The following is a 14763-nucleotide window of genomic DNA, read 5'->3' as shown; positions in this document are numbered from 1 at the left end:
AGCAGGAGCGGTTCGTGCACCTTCCAGAAAACGATGCTGCCTGCGCGCAGCAGATCATGCCCGGAACCGGCCGGTGGCTCTCGGCGAACGGCGCGGAACCGCCGGCCCGGCACGTCGACGCCGACGACCGGATGTCGGCCCGCCGGGCGTGCGAATTGGTATCCCGGGGAACCGGTTTGCTGTGGCGAGGAGACTTCCACCAGGCCCGCCAACTGCTCGCCGCGCTCTCCCGCAGACTGCGTCGGCCGCCGAAGCGCACGTCCTCGGCCGCCGAAGCGTTCACCCGCCACCGGCAGGAGCAATCGCGCAGGGCACGAGCGTTGTCGCTCCTCCTGGTGAGAGTCGAGCCCGGCCACGTGCTGGCGCTGCGTCGCGCACCAGACATCGGCGCTGCTTGCCGAGACGTCTACGGAACAGCCGACGAACCGTACGTCGTTCCGCTGCGCGAGCTGCTCGGTGTGTTCAGCGCGCGGGAATGGCGGAAGAGAGGCGTCCTGGTACCGGCCCTCGGCACGCGCATCCACCCGCACTACGGAGTGTTCGCCCCGACTCGGAACGAGTACGTCGACCTGGTCGCGGACGCTCCGCTGCCGCCGACCGGGACCGCATTCGACATCGGTACCGGAACCGGCGTGCTGGCAGCCGTTCTCGCCCGCCGCGGCGTACCGCGGGTGGTGGGCACGGACAGCTCCGCGCGGGCGATCCGTTGTGCGGAGGACAACGCACGCCGACTCGGACTCACCGGCCAGGTCGAAGCCATCCGGACGGACCTCTTCCCGCCGGGACGTGCGCAGCTGATCGTGTGCAACCCGCCGTGGATCCCTGCCGAGCCGCATTCGTCGCTCGACCACGCGGTCTACGACCCGGGGAACCGGATGCTGCTGGGCTTCCTCGACGGGCTGGCCGATCACCTGGGACCAGGCGGTGAAGGATGGCTGATCCTCTCCGATCTGGCTGAACGCCTCGGCCTGCGCACCCGGGCGGACCTGCTGAACGCGGTTCGCGGAGCGGGGCTCCGCGTCCTCGCCAGATCGGACACCGCGGCTCGCCACCCGAAGGCGGCAGCTCCCGGCGATCCGTTCCACGCCGCGCGCGCAGGAGAGACCATCTCCCTGTGGCGGCTCGCACGGCTGGAGAACTGACCGGACATCCGCGGGTGTCGTCCGGCACGACATCCGCGGATGTCACGTTCCACGCCGCCGACCCGTCTCATCCGAACCGACGGGAAGGACGGACGAGTGCGGAATCCGATCTTGGTGACTGGTGGGACGGGCACGCTGGGCAGCGTCGTCGTGCGCCGGCTGCTCGATGCCGGGCAGGACGTGCGGGTGCTCAGCCGCCGTCCCGGCTCGACCGGTGCCGACCGCGAATGGGCGACCGGGGACCTGCGAACCGGCGAGGGCATCGACGCGGCGACGTCGGGTGTCGACGTGATCGTGCACTGCGCGACGACGCTGAGCAGCAAGGACGTCGCCGCGACGGAACGGTTGATCGGCGCGGCGCGGCGCAACGGCGAACCGCACCTGATCTACATCTCGATCGTCGGCGTCGACCGGGTGCCGCTCTTCTACTACCGGGCGAAGCTCGAAGCCGAAGAAAGCGTGATGGATTCGGGGCTGCCCTGGACGATCCTGCGGACCACCCAGTTCCACGACCTGGTGGCCCGCACGATCTCGGTGCAGCGCCGGTCGCCGGTGATCGCGACCCTCGCGGGCGTGAATTTCCAGCCGATCGACGTCCGGGACGTCGCGGCCCGCCTGGCCGAGCTCGCGACCGGTGGTCCGGCGGGCCGCGTTCCGGACATGGGCGGGCCGGAGGTCCGCAGCCACGGCGATCTCGCCCGCGCCTACCTGGCCGCGACCGGCCGCCGCCGGCCGGTCCTGCCGATCCGGTTGCCGGGTGCGGTCGTCGCCGGCTACCGCCGCGGCGGTCACCTCGCCCCGGACCGAGCGGTCGGACGAGTCACCTTCAGCGACTTCCTCGCCGAGCGGGGGCCGTGATGGTGCGCGCTCGGCTCCGCGCGGGACTCGTCGCCCTGACTTCCGTGCACGTGACGACGGGTATCTGGACGTGGTGCTTCCCGCGGTCGTTCTACGACGATGTGCCGACCGTGAGCGACTACCCGCCGTTCAACGAGCACTCGTTCCGCGACTTCGGCGCGATGAACCTCGCCATGGCGGTGGTTCTCGGCGCGGCAGCCGTGCGCCTGGACCGAACGCTGGTTCAGGTCGGGCTGACGGCGAACCTCGTCTGGGCGGTGCCGCACCTGGTCTTCCACGCCGCACACCCACCGCACGCGACAGGCCTGGCGCTGATCGCGGCACTGGCGGCGGTAGTCGTGATCCCGTTGGTGCTGCTCGTGCTCAGCCGCGGCGCTTCGACAACAGGTGCGCGGTGACCGCGGTCGCGCCGGTGACGGTGAAAACCGCAGGCCAAGCGCCGATTTCCTTGGCCAGCGGATGCGATCCGGTCAGGGCTGCCGCATACGTGGTGCCCAGCGCGAGGGCCCGTCCGATCCCGGTCCGTCGGCGGCAGGTCTCCATCGCGGCGAGGCCTGCGCCCGCCGCTACCACCCCGCCCCAATGCCGGTGCTTGGTCGCGCGGGCGACCGCGAAGCCGCCGATCAATCCGGCCGAGGTCAGCAGGCTGGACGGGATGGACATGCGCACTCCTTGCAGCTGGCTGCGGGCTTGCTCCCGCGACTCTACCGGGCCGTGACCGGGAGGTTCTGGCGCAAACCCGCCCGGAAGGTGCCCTGCCGGGCATTTCGCGCTAAGAAATGTGCTGGTGTCTTGTCCCTTCGGTGTTCCGGGAGCCTGCATGCGGCGCGTTCGGATGGGTCTGCTGGCTGCGTTGTGCGTTCTACCGCTGAGCGGGTCGCCCGCGGTGGCGCAACCACCGCAAGGCCCGGTCTTCGAGGACGGGGAGGCGCAGCCGGTGTTCGACCCGGCGCAGGCGGTGCGCGAGGACCTCTTCGTGACCGCGCCGGTGGACAGCGACCGGGACGGGCAGGACGACCGGGTGCACGTCCAGGTGGTGCGGCCGAAGGAAACCGACCAGGGCCTGCGCGTACCGGTCGTCTACCAGGCCAGTCCCTACTTCTCCGGCGGCAACGACGTGCCCAACCACAACGTCGACACCGAGCTGCACGTGCCCGAGCAGCCGGGCCACCGGTCGTTGCGCACCGCGGCCGGCGACCAGCGGGTGGCGGCGGCCGCCGACATCCAGTGGGCCTACGAGGAATACCTGCTGTCCCGGGGATATGCCGTGGTCTACGGGGAATCCCTGGGCACCGGGGAGTCCACCGGGTGCCCGACCACCGGTGCCGAGAACGAGACGATCGGTGCGAAGTCGGTCGTCGACTGGCTGAACTCGCGAGCTCCCGGCCACGACGCCGGTGGTGCGCCCGCGACGGCGGACTGGGCGACCGGCAAGGTCGGGATGATCGGCGTGTCCTACAACGGCACGCTGCCCAACGCGGTGGCCAGCACCGGGGTCGACGGGCTGGAGGCGATCGTGCCGATCGGCGCGATCTCCAACTGGTACGACTACTACCGCAGCGCGGGAGCCGTCGTCGCGCCGGGCGGCTACCAGGGCGAAGACGCCGACGTGCTCGCGAAGTTCGTGCACACCCGCGCCGACCGCGAACCGTGCCGGGCGGTCCTCGACCAGATCACGGCAGATCAGGACCGGATCACCGGCGACTACAGCCCGTTCTGGGACGAGCGCAACTACCTCAACGATGTGGACGACGTCCGCGCCGCGGTGCTCTCCGTGCACGGCCTCAACGACTGGAACGTGAAGACCGGGCAGGCCGCCCAGTGGTACGAGGCGCTGCGGGAGCGCGACGTGCCGCACAAGATCTGGTGGCACCAGTCCGGGCACACCGACCCGCTCGGACTCCGCGAGGAGGAGTGGCTGCGGGAGCTGAACCGCTGGTTCACCCGCTACCTGTACCAGGTGCCCAACGGGGTGGAGGACGAACCGCGGGCCACTCTGCAGCGCGAGGACGGCAGCTGGGTCGAGGAAGCCGAGTGGCCGGCGCCGCAGGCCGAAGACGTGACCTTGCGTCCCACCCCGGGCGGCTCGGAGCGGGGCGGGCTGACGACGGCGAGCGATTCCCGCCGGGCCGTCGAATCGCTGCGCGATGACGCCACCCGGACGGCCGAGGACCTCGCGGCGGCACCGAGTTCGCCGAACCGGCTGGCCTACTTCGGCGAACCGCTCGCGGAGCAGGCCCGGGTCAGCGGGACGGTGCGCGCATCGCTCGCCCTGGCCTTCGACCGGCCGGCGGCGAACGTGACCGCGCTGCTGGTGGACCAGGCTCCCGACGGCTCGGTGTCGGTGGTGACCAGGGGCTGGGCCGACCCGCAGAACCGGGACGCGATCGACCGGACTTCGCCGATCGAGCCGGGGCGGACCTACCAGATCGAGGTGGCGATGCAGCCGGACGACTACGTGTTCGCCCCGGGGCACCGCCTCGGCATCGTCGTGCTGTCCAGCGACCACGACTTCACCTTGCGCCCCAAGCCGGGAACCGGGCTGGCGCTGGACCTGTCCCGGACCGCGATCACGCTGCCGCTGGTCGGGTCCATCGGGTAGCGGGACGATCGTTCGACGGGCAGTCGGAGCGCTGGCTCCGGCTGCCCGTTTTTGATACTTGCTCGCGTTGTTGGCCGGTCGCGGAGCGCATTCATCGGTCAGGCGATCGCCTTCACCCTTGCAGTCGTCACACCACAGTGGACTTCGTGGGATTTGAGTGCTGAGCTGTCCACAGCGGACCGGTTAGTCAACAGATTCCGGAAAACCCCTTTCGGCAACGGGTTTCGGCGTCGATCGTAGTGGCATGACAACGCGACTCAACACCACCGTTTCGCTGACCGAGCCGGCCGACGTGCTGGCCGCCGTTCCGCACATGCTCGGCTTCCACCCGACGGATTCGCTCGTGGTGCTGGCGCTGCACGACCTCGCGTTCACACCGAGGTTCGGCGTCACGCTGCGCACGGACCTGCCCTGCTCGATGCAGATCTGCGGGTTCGGCGAGCACCTGCTGTCCGGCCCGCTCGGGAGCCAGCGGATAGAAGCCGTCATGCTCGTCGTCGTCGGTGCCGAGCCGAACGTCGCAGCCTGCGACGACAACTGCGGCGGCGCTTGCGGCAGGTCACTGCTCAACGGCCCTGACGTGGCCGAGAACGACACCGGTCCGCCGCACGCGGACCTGGTCGACATGCTGCGCGATTCGTTCCACCGGGCCGGAATCGCGACGGTCCACGCCATGTGGGCGCCGGAGATCCAGGCCGGTGCGCGGTGGCGCTGCTACTCCGACCCGAGGTGCTCCGGCGAGATTCCCGACCCGAAGGCCTCGCCCGTCGCGGCGGCGATGGCCGCTGCGGGGTCGGTGACCTTCGGCAGCCGGGACGAGCTCCGCGCGCTGGTGGAGCCCGAATCGGCCGAAGCCGTTGCGCGCTGGTCGGCCAAGCTCGACGTGCTGGCCGAAGAACGCATGGCGGACGACACCCGGAACCGGGTGGCACGGGACGTGCAGCTCGTGCTCGCGGCGGTCCAGCGCGCGGCCAGCGGTTCCGCGCTGACCGAGGACGACCGGCTGCGGGTGCTGCTGGCGGTGTCGGACACCAGGGTGCGCGACATCGCTCTGGGCACCGCGCTGGGCGAAACGGCCAGGGCGGCCGAGGAGCTCTGGCTCGCCCTGGTCCGCAACGCCCCGGCTCCGGAACTGCCCGAGGTCGCCGCGCTGCTCGCCTTCTCCGCTTACCTGCGGGGCGAAGGAGCGCTCGCCGGTGTCGCGCTGGAGCGGATCGAGCAGACCCGGCCGGACCACCAGCTGGGCGTCCTGCTGCGGCAGGCCGTGGAAGCGGGCCTGCCGCCAGCCGAACTGGCCATCATCGCCCGGGACGCCGCCGAGGACGCCCGGATCGTGCTCGAAGAGGAAGGAACCTGGTGATGCACGACAACGCGAAGAACAGCCTGCCCGGGAAGGGCGGCTCAGGCGCCCCGGCGCTGCTGGGTGAAGTCCCAGGCGTCCCGCACGATGACCTCGAGGTCGGCTCGCTGCGGCTGCCACCCCAGCTCGTCCCGCGCGCGCTGGCTCGACGCCACCAGCGTCGCCGGGTCACCGGCACGGCGCGGCGCCACCTCCGCGGGGATCGGGTGACCGGTCACCTGGCGGCAGGTGTCGATCACCTGCTTGACCGAGAACCCGGTGCCGTTGCCGAGGTTGTAGATCCGGTGCTGGCCGGCGACGGCGTTCTCCAGCGCCAGCAGGTGGGCGTCGGCCAGATCGGTGACGTGGATGTAGTCGCGGACGCAGGTGCCGTCGGCGGTGGGCCAGTCCTCGCCGAAGATCTGCACCTGCTCCCGCTGGCCGAGGGCGACCTGCAGCACGATCGGGATGAGGTGCGTCTCGACGGTGTGCCGCTCGCCGAAGGCCCCGTGCGCGCCGGCCACGTTGAAGTACCGCAGGCTCACCGCGCCGATGCCGTGGGCGTTCGCGTAGGAGGTGATCGCGTGATCGATGGCCAGCTTCGTCGCGCCGTAGGTGTTCGTCGGTCGCGTCGCGGTGTCCTCGGTGATCGGCGAGACCTCGGGCTCGCCGTAGGTCGCCGCGGTGGAGGAGAACACCAGGCGGGGCGTGCCGTGCTCGCGCATCGCGTCCAGCAGGCTCAGCGAGGTGACGACGTTGCCCTGCCAGTACTTCTGCGGATCCTGCATGGATTCGCCGACCAGCGACTTGGCCGCGAAGTGCAGCACGCCGTCGTACGGCTCCGCGAGCAGCTCGCTCGCCGCCGCGGCGATGTCGGCCTCGACGAACTTGCAGCCGTCCGGGACCGCGTCGGCGTGCCCGGTGGACAGGTCGTCGACCACGACGACCTCGTGACCGGCCTCCACCAAGCGCGCGGCGCACACGCTTCCGACGTATCCGGCGCCGCCTGTGACGAGGAGCTTCAAGTGGGTACTGCCTTCCGTGCGTGTTCTAGTTCGGCCGCCGTCGACCGGCGAGCGGTAGCGGTCGCCCGGTGGTCACCGGTCCCGCCCCGCACCGGCGGAGGGTACCGAGGTGAACAACCGGGGTGCGGTCAGGTGCGCCCGGGCGAAGGCGTCCAGGACGGCCTGCTCGATCTTCGGCCGGTCGGCGACGGGCACCAGCGCGATCGCGGAACCGCCGAAACCACCGCCGATCATCCGGGAACCCAGCGCGCCTGCCGCCAGCGCGGAGTCGACCGCGAGGTCCAGCTCCGGGCTGGAGATCCGGTAGTCGTCGCGGAGACTGGCGTGCGAGGCGTTCAGCAGCGGGCCGATCTCGGCGTACCGGCCGGCGCGGAGCTCGTCCACTGTGGCCAGCACCCGGTCGTTCTCGGTGACGACGTGCCGCACCAGCGGCCGGAGTTCTTCCGGAAGCTGCGGCAGCACCGTCGGCAGTTCCGCCGCGACCACGTCGCGGAGCGCCTTGCGCTCGAGCAGTTCCGCTGCGCGCTCGCAGCCCCGGCGGCGTTCTCCGTAACCGGATTCGTTGTGCGAATGCTTCACGCGGGTATCGATCACGAGCACTTCGAGCCCGGCGCTGACCGGGTCGAACGGAATCTGCTCGCCGACGCCGGTGCGCACGTCGAAGAACAGCGCGTGCGCTTCGGTGCACGACAGCGAGGCGGTCTGGTCGAGCAGGCCCGTCGGCGCCCCGGCGAAGTCGTTCTCCGCCCGTTGCACCAGGCGCGCGATCTCACCGAGGGACGGCGCGCCCGGCTGCCCTGGCGCGGCGTCCGCGGTGTCGAGCAGTGCCAGCACCGTCGCGCACTCCAGAGCGTGGGACGAGGACAGGCCAGCACCGGTCGGCACCTCGCCGACGATCATCAGGTCCGCACCGCGGAGCGGGAAACCGGCCTCGCGCAGTGCCCAGGCGACTCCGGCCGGATAGGCGGCCCAGCCGCCGGGGGAGCCGGGGCGCAGCTCGTCGATGGCGAGCTCGGGGCTGCGGTGCAGCCGCCCGTCGCTGCCGAAGGTCGCCGTGGACAACCGGCCGTCGGTGCGCGGCCGGATCGCGACCGCGGTCCGGTGCGGCAGGGCGAAGGGGAGCACGAAGCCGTCGTTGTAGTCGGTGTGCTCCCCGATGAGGTTCACCCGCCCAGGGGCCGACCAGACCGCGCTGGCGGCATTGCCGTGTTCCTCGGCGAACAATGCCGCCGCGCGCTGAGCCGAGGTCACTTGGCGTGCACCATGACCGCGTGCGCGATGCTGGAGGTCAGCTCGGTGCTGCCGTTCTCGCCCCGCACCTCGATCGGCTTGTTCGGCCCCACGACCGACATGATCTCCACCTCGTTGCCCGGCACGACACCGACGTCCTTCAGCTCGGTCATCAGATCCGGGTCGAGCTGGACGTGCTCGGCGATGCGGCGGATGACCGCGCGGCCCCCGCCGTTGCGGGCGATCTCGTCGACCCGCTGCAGGTCGCCGTCGACCGAGCCCTCGGCGTGGTCGACGCCGAGCTCGTCCAGGCCGGGGATCGGGTTGCCGTAGGGGGACGTGGTGGGACTGCCCAGCAGTTTGACGAGCTTGCGCTCGACGGCTTCGCTCATCACGTGCTCCCAGCGGCACGCTTCGTTGTGCACGTGCTCCCACTCGAGCCCGATCACGTCGACGAGGAGCCGCTCGGCGAGGCGATGCTTGCGCATCACGCTGATGGCGCGCGCGCGGCCGGTCTTGGTGAGCTCGAGGTGCCGGTCTTCGGCGACGGTCAGCAGTCCGTCGCGCTCCATGCGGGCAACCGTCTGGCTCACCGTGGGGCCGCTCTGCTCCAATCGTTCGGCAATTCGGGCACGGAGTGGAACAACGCCCTCTTCTTCGAGGTCGTAGATGGTGCGGAGGTACATCTCAGTGGTATCGATGAGATCGTTCACGTCGGCTCCCCATTCAGTCCCAACCACGATGCTAGTCGCCCCGGGCGACAGCGGTCAGCGGTCGGGGAGTTGACTGCCAGGATTTTCGACCGACCTCGTCGCCGGGCTACGAAAGGCCGTCCTGTGGATCCTTTGATCAGTACCGATGATCTCATGACCGCGTTGCGGGGGCAGGCACCCCCGACCCTGCTCGACGTCCGCTGGTCCTTGCTCGGGCCGCCCGGGCGCGAGGCCTACGCGGAGGGCCACCTGCCGGGCGCGGTGTTCGTCGACCTGGATGCCGAGCTGGCCGCCGCGCCGGGCCCCGCCGGCCGCCATCCGCTGCCGGAACCGGCGGACCTCGAAGCGGTCCTGCGGCGTGCCGGGGTGGACTCGGACCGGCCGGTGGTCGTCTACGACGCGGACAACGGTTCGGCGGCGTCCCGTGCCTGGTGGTTGCTGCGCTGGGCCGGGCACCAGGACGTGGCCGTGCTCGACGGCGGCTACGCGGTGTGGGTCGCGGAGGGGCTGCCGACCACGACGGAGCAGCCGCAGCCGAGCGAGGGTGACTTCCGGGTCCGCGCGGGGTCGATGCCGGTCCTGGACGCCGACGGTGCAGCCGAGCTGGCTCGCGAGGGCACGCTGCTGGACGCTCGCGCGCCCGAGCGCTACCGCGGCGAGGTCGAACCGATGGATCCGAGGGCCGGGCACGTCCCGGGTGCGCTGAACGCGCCGTTCGCCGCGCACGTGACCGGCTCCGGGCGGTGGCGGTCAGCTGAAGAGCTGGCCGAGCACTTCAGCACCCTCGGCGTCGATGCCGGCGGGCCGATCGGGGCCTACTGCGGCTCGGGTGTGACGGCGTGCTCGGTGCTGCTCGCTCTGGAGCACGCCGGTGTGACCGATCCGCAGCACCCGGCCGCGCTCTACGCGGGCTCGTGGTCGAACTGGTCGGCGGACCCGGACCGTCCGGCCGCAACCGGAGAGGAGGCGGGCTGAACGAAGCGCAGTGGCCTGGAACACAGTGTCGGCGGACACAGGGCAGGTAGCGTCCGGGGCATGGGTTCTCAGTGCGCGGTGGTGTGGGACGAGTCGGTGCTCGACTACGACCTCGGTGGTCATCACCCGCTGCATCCGATCCGGCTGGACCTGACCATGCGGCTGGCCCGCTCGCTCGGCGTTCTCGACGGCGTCGAGGTGCTCGCACCGCGGCCGGCCGCCGAGGAGGACCTGCTGCGGGTGCACACCCCGGAGTTCCTCGAAGCCGTCCGCGCCGCGCCGTTGGCCGGAGCCGAGGTGGGCCACGGGCTGGGCACCGAGGACAACCCGATCTTCGACCGGATGCACGAAGCCGCGGCGTTGATCTCGGGCGCGTCGATCCGGGCCGCCGAGCAGATCGTGTCGGGCAAGGCGGACCGGGCGGTCAACATCGCGGGCGGACTGCACCACGCGATGGCCGACCGCGCGGCGGGGTTCTGCATCTACAACGATTGCTCGGTGGCCATCGCGTGGATGCTGGAGCAAGGGGTGGAGCGCATCGCTTACCTGGACATCGACGTGCACCACGGCGATGGTGTCCAGGCCGCGTTCTACGACGACCCCAGGGTGATGACCATCTCCCTGCACCAGCACCCGCTCACGCTGTGGCCGGGCACCGGCTTCAGCGCGGAGATCGGCAGCGGGGCGGCGGACGGCACCGCGGTCAACATCCCGCTGCCGCCGGGAACCGGTGACGCCGACTGGCGGCGCGCGTTCCACGCGGTGGTGCCCTCGGTGCTGGCTGCGTTCCGGCCGCAGGTGCTGGTGACGCAGTGCGGGGCCGACGCGCACCGGGAAGACCCGCTGGCCGACCTGTCGAAGACCGTGGACGGGCAGCGCGCCACCTACCAGGACCTGCGGGAGCTGGCCGACAGCTGCGCCGGAGGCAAGTGGCTGGCCCTCGGCGGCGGGGGCTACTCGCTGTTCCGAGTGGTGCCGCGCGCCTGGACCCACCTGCTGGCGACCCTGCTGGACCGGGACATCGCTCCGGAGACCACCATCCCGGATGACTGGATGGCGCACGCGGTGCGGGTCGCCGAGAACGTGCCGCTGCCGACATCGATGACCGACGGGGCCGACCCGTCGTTCGAGCGCTGGACCGGAGTGACCGCGTCCTCGGTGGACACCTCGATTCGCGATACCCGGCACGCGGTGTTTCCGTTGCATGGTCTCGACCCGGTCGACAGCCGCGACTGAGGAGTCCGAAGTGGACGGAACGGATCAGGAGCAGACCCCGGAGCAGGCGGGCTACCCGCGGCAGTGGGAGGCCGACGTGGTGCTCTCCGACGGCGGCACGGTGCACATCCGGCCGATCGCGGCTGCGGACGCCGAGAAGCTGATCGCCTTCCACGGGCGGCTCAGCGACCGGACCCGCTACTACCGCTACTTCGGGCCGTACCCGCGCATGCCCCAGCGCGACGTGGAGCGCTTCACGCACGTCGACTACGTCAACCGGGTCGCGCTGGTCGCGCTGCTCGGCGACGACATCGTGGCGGTGGGCCGCTACGACCGCCTGGGCGAGCAGAAGTCGGCCGAAGTGGCGTTCGTGGTGGAGGACTCGCACCAGGGCCGCGGTCTGGGGTCGATCCTGCTGGAGCACCTAGCGGCCGCCGCCCGGGAGCGCGGGCTGCAGCGATTCGTGGCCGAGGTGCTGGCGGAGAACTCGACGATGGTGCGGGTGTTCCGCGATGCCGGCTACCAGGTGAGCCGCGCCATGGAGGAAGGCGTCGTGCACCTGGAGTTCGACATCGACCTCACCGAGGAGTCGGTGGCGGTGGCCCGCGCCCGGGAGCAGGCCGCCGAAGCGCGCAGCGTGCACAACCTGCTGCGGCCGCGCTCGGTGGCGGTGATCGGGGCCTCCACCGACCACCGCAAGATCGGCCACGCGGTGCTGACGAACATGCTCACCGCGGACTTCACCGGCCCGGTCTACCCGGTCAACCCGGAGCACCGCTCGGTGCGCGGCGTGCGCGCCTACGCATCGGTGCTCGCCATCCCGGACGAGGTGGACCTGGCCGTGGTCGCGATCCCGGCCGCCAGCGTGACCGAGGTGCTCGACGACTGCCTGGCCAAGGGCGTCAAGACGCTGGTCATCGTCAGCTCCGGGTTCAGCGAGAGCGGACCTGCCGGGCGCGAGGTCGAGCGCGAGATGGTGCGCGAGGCCCGCGTGCACGGCATGCGGGTGGTCGGCCCGAACGCGCTGGGCGTGGTCAACACCGATCCGGACTTCAGGCTGAACGCGAGCCTCGCCCCGCAGCTGCCGGGGCGCGGGCGCACCGGGTTCTTCTGCCAGTCCGGTGCGCTGGGCGTGGCGATCCTGGCCACCGCCACCGAGCGCGGGCTCGGCCTGTCGACGTTCGTCTCGGCGGGGAACCGGGCCGACGTGTCCGGCAACGACCTGCTGCAGTACTGGCAGACCGACCCGGCCACCGATGTCGTGCTGCTGTACCTGGAGTCGTTCGGCAACCCGCGCAAGTTCGGGCGGCTGGCGCGCCGGCTGGCCCGCAGCAAACCGGTCGTGGTGGTGAAGTCGGGGCGCAACGCGGTGCGTCCGGGCCTGGCGGCGACCTCGGTGCAGATCGACGAGACCAGCGTGCAGGCGCTGTTCGAGCAGTCCGGCGTCATCCGGGTGGAGTCGGTGGCGCAGATGTTCGACACCGCGCTGCTGCTCGCGCACCAGCCGCTGCCGCAGGGCGATCGCGTTGCGATCGTGGGCAACTCCTCGGCGCTGGGGATGCTCGCGGCGGACGTGGCGCAGGCCCAAGGGCTGGAGCTGGCCGGCGAACCGGTCGACGTCGGTGCCTCGGCGGAGCCGGAGGTGTTCGCCGCCGCGGTTCGCGACGCCGCTCTGCGCCCGGACGTCGACGCGCTGGTGACGGTGTTCGCGCCTCCCGTGGCGGTTCCCGGGACCGCGTACGCCAGAGCCATGCGGGAGGCGCTGCAAGAGGCCGATGTCGCGCGCTCCAAGCCGGTGGTGACCACGTTCCTGGCCGCCGAAGGAGTGCCGGACGAGCTGGTGGTGCCGGGGCCGGACGGGCTCGCGGGCAAGGGCTCCGTGCCGTCGTACCCGAGCCCGGAGCGTTCGGTGCTGGCGCTGGCCAGGGTGACCCGCTACGCCCAGTGGCGGGCCGCTCCGCAAGGTCACTTCGTGCGGCCGCCGGGCGTCGACGCGGAGGGAGCGCGGGCGCTGGTCGAGGACTGGCTGGCGGAGGGCATCACCAAGCTCGACGACGAGCGCGCGTTGCGACTGCTCGGCTGCTACGGCATCGACGTGGTGCCCTTCCGCCGGGTGGACGGTGTGGCGGCGGCAGTGGCCGCCGCCGAGGAGCTGGGCTTCCCGGTCGCCTTGAAGTCCGTCAGCGACCAGCTCCGGCACCGCAACGATCTGGTCGGCGTCCGGCTCGACCTGGGCAGCGCGGACGCGGTGCGGGCGGCTTACGCCGACATTCGCCGGGTGTCCGGGCTGGACGAGGTCTACGTGCAGCGGATGGCGGTGCGCGGGACGTCGTGCGTCATCGATCTGATGGACGACCCGTCGTTCGGCACGTTGGTGTCCTTCGGGCTTTCCGGGGTGGCCAGCGAACTGCTGGGCGACAAGGCCTACCGGGCGCTGCCGCTGTCCGATGTGGATGTTTCGGCGCTGGTCAGGGCGCCGCGGGCGGCCCCGCTGCTGGCGGGGTACCGGGGTGGCGAACCCGCTGACCTCGCGGCCCTGGAGGACCTGGTGCTGCGGGTGGCGACGTTGGCCGAGGACTTGCCGGAAGTGCGCGACCTGGCGCTGCGCCCGGTGCTCGCCTCGGCGGTGGGGGCCGTGGTCACCGGTGCCGAGGTGGTGCTCGGCGCATCCCCGGTGGTGCTGGACACCGGCCCGCGGCGGCTGCGCTGAGGCCGTGCCCGAGACGGACCCGTTCCGTTAATCTGTGCGACGTGGACACCGATACCGCCGCCCGAAGCCCCGAGCCCGACGCGCCTGCCTCGGTCGTGCTCGGACTGGTCCCGGCCGGGCAGCACCGGATCAAGGTCCGCGCGGCGCAGCAGGACGACCCGAGCAGCCCGGTCGTCGTGCTGGTCCCCGCGATGGGCGTGCCCGCGCGGTACTACCGGCCGTTCGTGGCCGATCTGCACCGCCAGGGCCTGACCGTGGTGACGTTCGACCTGCGCGGCCAGGGGGAGAGCAAACCGCTCGCGGCCCGTGGCGTGCGCTTCGGCTACCAGAGCCTGATCGACGACCTGAACGGCGTCCTCGACCTGATCGAGGACGTGTTCCCGCAGGCGCCGCGCTTCCTGCTGGGGCACAGCCTCGGCGGCCAGATCGCGTTGCTGCACACGGCCCGCCACCCGGGCCGGGTGCGGGGTGTCGCGCTGGTGGCCTCGGGATCGGTGTGGTTCCGGAGCTTCCCCGGCATCTACAAGCTGCGCACGCTGGTCGGAACGCAAGCCGTGGCGAGCGCGTCGACGCTGCTCGGCTACTGGCCCGGGCACAGGTTCGGCTTCGGCGGTCGGCAGGCGACCGGTCTGATGCGGGACTGGGCGCGTCAAGCCCGCACCAGCGAGTACCGCCTCAACGGTTCGACGACCGACTACGAAGCGGCGCTGCGCGAGGTGCAGGTGCCGCTGCTGACGGTCAGCGTCGCGGGAGACCGGTTGGCTCCGCAGTCCTCAGTGGACCACCTGGCGGCGAAGGCGCGGCACGCGCTGCGCACGTCAAAGCACTACACGAGAGCGGAGTCCGGGGCGGAGGACCTCGGTCACTTCAGCTGGGTGCGCAACGGCGCTGCGCTGTCGCAGTGGGTCCGGGACTGGATCGCGTCCGCGCACGAGCCGTCCGTCCACTCCTGAC

13 protein-coding genes are annotated in these 14763 nt (G+C 71.5%); 9 read left to right on the top strand and 4 right to left on the bottom strand.

The annotated features are described in order from the left end of the window. The first annotated feature begins 56 nt into the window (after positions 1-56). The 3 genes from OU416_RS36485 to OU416_RS36475 all read left to right on the top strand — a co-directional run bounded on the left by OU416_RS36485 (position 57) and on the right by OU416_RS36475 (position 2398). Complete coding sequence (locus tag OU416_RS36485; protein ID WP_270931690.1) at positions 57-1142, top strand: class I SAM-dependent methyltransferase; 1086 nt, start codon at positions 57-59, stop codon at positions 1140-1142. A gap of 96 nt (positions 1143-1238) precedes the next feature. Beyond that, positions 1239-2000, top strand: coding sequence for an SDR family oxidoreductase (locus OU416_RS36480; protein WP_270931647.1), 762 nt, complete (start codon positions 1239-1241; stop codon positions 1998-2000). A gap of 44 nt (positions 2001-2044) precedes the next feature. Then, a complete protein-coding gene (locus tag OU416_RS36475; RefSeq protein ID WP_270931646.1) occupies positions 2045-2398 on the top strand; it encodes a hypothetical protein in 354 nt (117 codons plus the stop codon). Here OU416_RS36475 and OU416_RS36470 read toward each other — a convergent pair. After that, entirely contained in the window at positions 2364-2663 is a 300-nt protein-coding gene (locus tag OU416_RS36470) for a hypothetical protein (RefSeq protein ID WP_270931645.1), read from the bottom strand. The two genes, OU416_RS36475 and OU416_RS36470, sit on opposite strands and share 35 nt — an antisense overlap. Positions 2664-2820: 157 nt before the next feature. Between OU416_RS36470 and OU416_RS36465 the strand changes: the two genes are divergently transcribed. Both OU416_RS36465 and OU416_RS36460 read left to right on the top strand, forming a co-directional pair. Further along, entirely contained in the window at positions 2821-4602 is a 1782-nt protein-coding gene (locus OU416_RS36465; RefSeq protein WP_270931644.1) for a Xaa-Pro dipeptidyl-peptidase, read from the top strand. A gap of 244 nt (positions 4603-4846) precedes the next feature. Then, entirely contained in the window at positions 4847-5962 is a 1116-nt protein-coding gene (locus OU416_RS36460; RefSeq protein ID WP_270931643.1) for a DUF4192 domain-containing protein, read from the top strand. Between the two features lie 41 nt (positions 5963-6003). Here OU416_RS36460 and galE read toward each other — a convergent pair whose 3' ends face one another. The 3 genes from galE to OU416_RS36445 form a co-directional block, all read right to left on the bottom strand. Then, positions 6004-6966: a UDP-glucose 4-epimerase GalE gene (galE, locus tag OU416_RS36455; protein WP_270931642.1), complete on the bottom strand. Its 963-nt coding sequence runs from the start codon at positions 6964-6966 to the stop codon at positions 6004-6006. 72 nt (positions 6967-7038) lie between these two features. After that, on the bottom strand, positions 7039-8217 hold the full coding sequence (galK, locus tag OU416_RS36450; protein ID WP_270931641.1) for a galactokinase: 1179 nt from the start codon (positions 8215-8217) through the stop codon (positions 7039-7041). After that, a complete protein-coding gene (locus tag OU416_RS36445) occupies positions 8214-8909 on the bottom strand; it encodes a metal-dependent transcriptional regulator (RefSeq protein ID WP_270931640.1) in 696 nt (231 codons plus the stop codon). The genes galK and OU416_RS36445 overlap by 4 nt, the downstream gene beginning before the upstream one ends. 123 nt (positions 8910-9032) lie before the next feature. On the opposite strand from OU416_RS36445, the gene OU416_RS36440 reads away from it, so the two are divergent. The 4 genes from OU416_RS36440 to OU416_RS36425 are packed head-to-tail and all read left to right on the top strand — an operon-like array spanning position 9033 to position 14762. Then, a complete protein-coding gene (locus tag OU416_RS36440) occupies positions 9033-9884 on the top strand; it encodes a sulfurtransferase (RefSeq protein WP_270931639.1) in 852 nt (283 codons plus the stop codon). A gap of 60 nt (positions 9885-9944) precedes the next feature. Beyond that, positions 9945-11120, top strand: coding sequence for an acetoin utilization protein AcuC (locus tag OU416_RS36435; RefSeq protein WP_270931638.1), 1176 nt, complete (start codon positions 9945-9947; stop codon positions 11118-11120). After that, positions 11089-13809: a bifunctional acetate--CoA ligase family protein/GNAT family N-acetyltransferase gene (locus OU416_RS36430; protein ID WP_270931637.1), complete on the top strand. Its 2721-nt coding sequence runs from the start codon at positions 11089-11091 to the stop codon at positions 13807-13809. The genes OU416_RS36435 and OU416_RS36430 overlap by 32 nt, the downstream gene beginning before the upstream one ends. A 41-nt stretch (positions 13810-13850) precedes the next feature. Further along, positions 13851-14762, top strand: coding sequence for an alpha/beta hydrolase family protein (locus tag OU416_RS36425; RefSeq protein ID WP_270931636.1), 912 nt, complete (start codon positions 13851-13853; stop codon positions 14760-14762). Position 14763 lies beyond the last annotated feature (1 nt).

Source organism: Saccharopolyspora indica (assembly GCF_027853965.1).
GTDB lineage: Bacteria > Actinomycetota > Actinomycetes > Mycobacteriales > Pseudonocardiaceae > Saccharopolyspora > Saccharopolyspora indica.
This window is presented reverse-complemented; position numbering and strand designations above follow the sequence as displayed.

Bases quoted from the DNA above. Each gene is read 5' to 3' on its own strand.
- OU416_RS36485 (WP_270931690.1), top strand. From the start codon at position 57: ATGCCCGGAACCGGCCGGTGGCTCTCGGCGAACGGCGCGGAACCGCCG.
- OU416_RS36435 (WP_270931638.1), top strand. From the start codon at position 9,945: ATGGGTTCTCAGTGCGCGGTGGTGTGGGACGAGTCGGTGCTCGACTAC.
- OU416_RS36460 (WP_270931643.1), top strand. From the start codon at position 4,847: ATGACAACGCGACTCAACACCACCGTTTCGCTGACCGAGCCGGCCGAC.
- OU416_RS36465 (WP_270931644.1), top strand. From the start codon at position 2,821: ATGCGGCGCGTTCGGATGGGTCTGCTGGCTGCGTTGTGCGTTCTACCG.
- OU416_RS36470 (WP_270931645.1), bottom strand. From the start codon at position 2,663: ATGTCCATCCCGTCCAGCCTGCTGACCTCGGCCGGATTGATCGGCGGC.
- OU416_RS36430 (WP_270931637.1), top strand. From the start codon at position 11,089: ATGGTCTCGACCCGGTCGACAGCCGCGACTGAGGAGTCCGAAGTGGAC.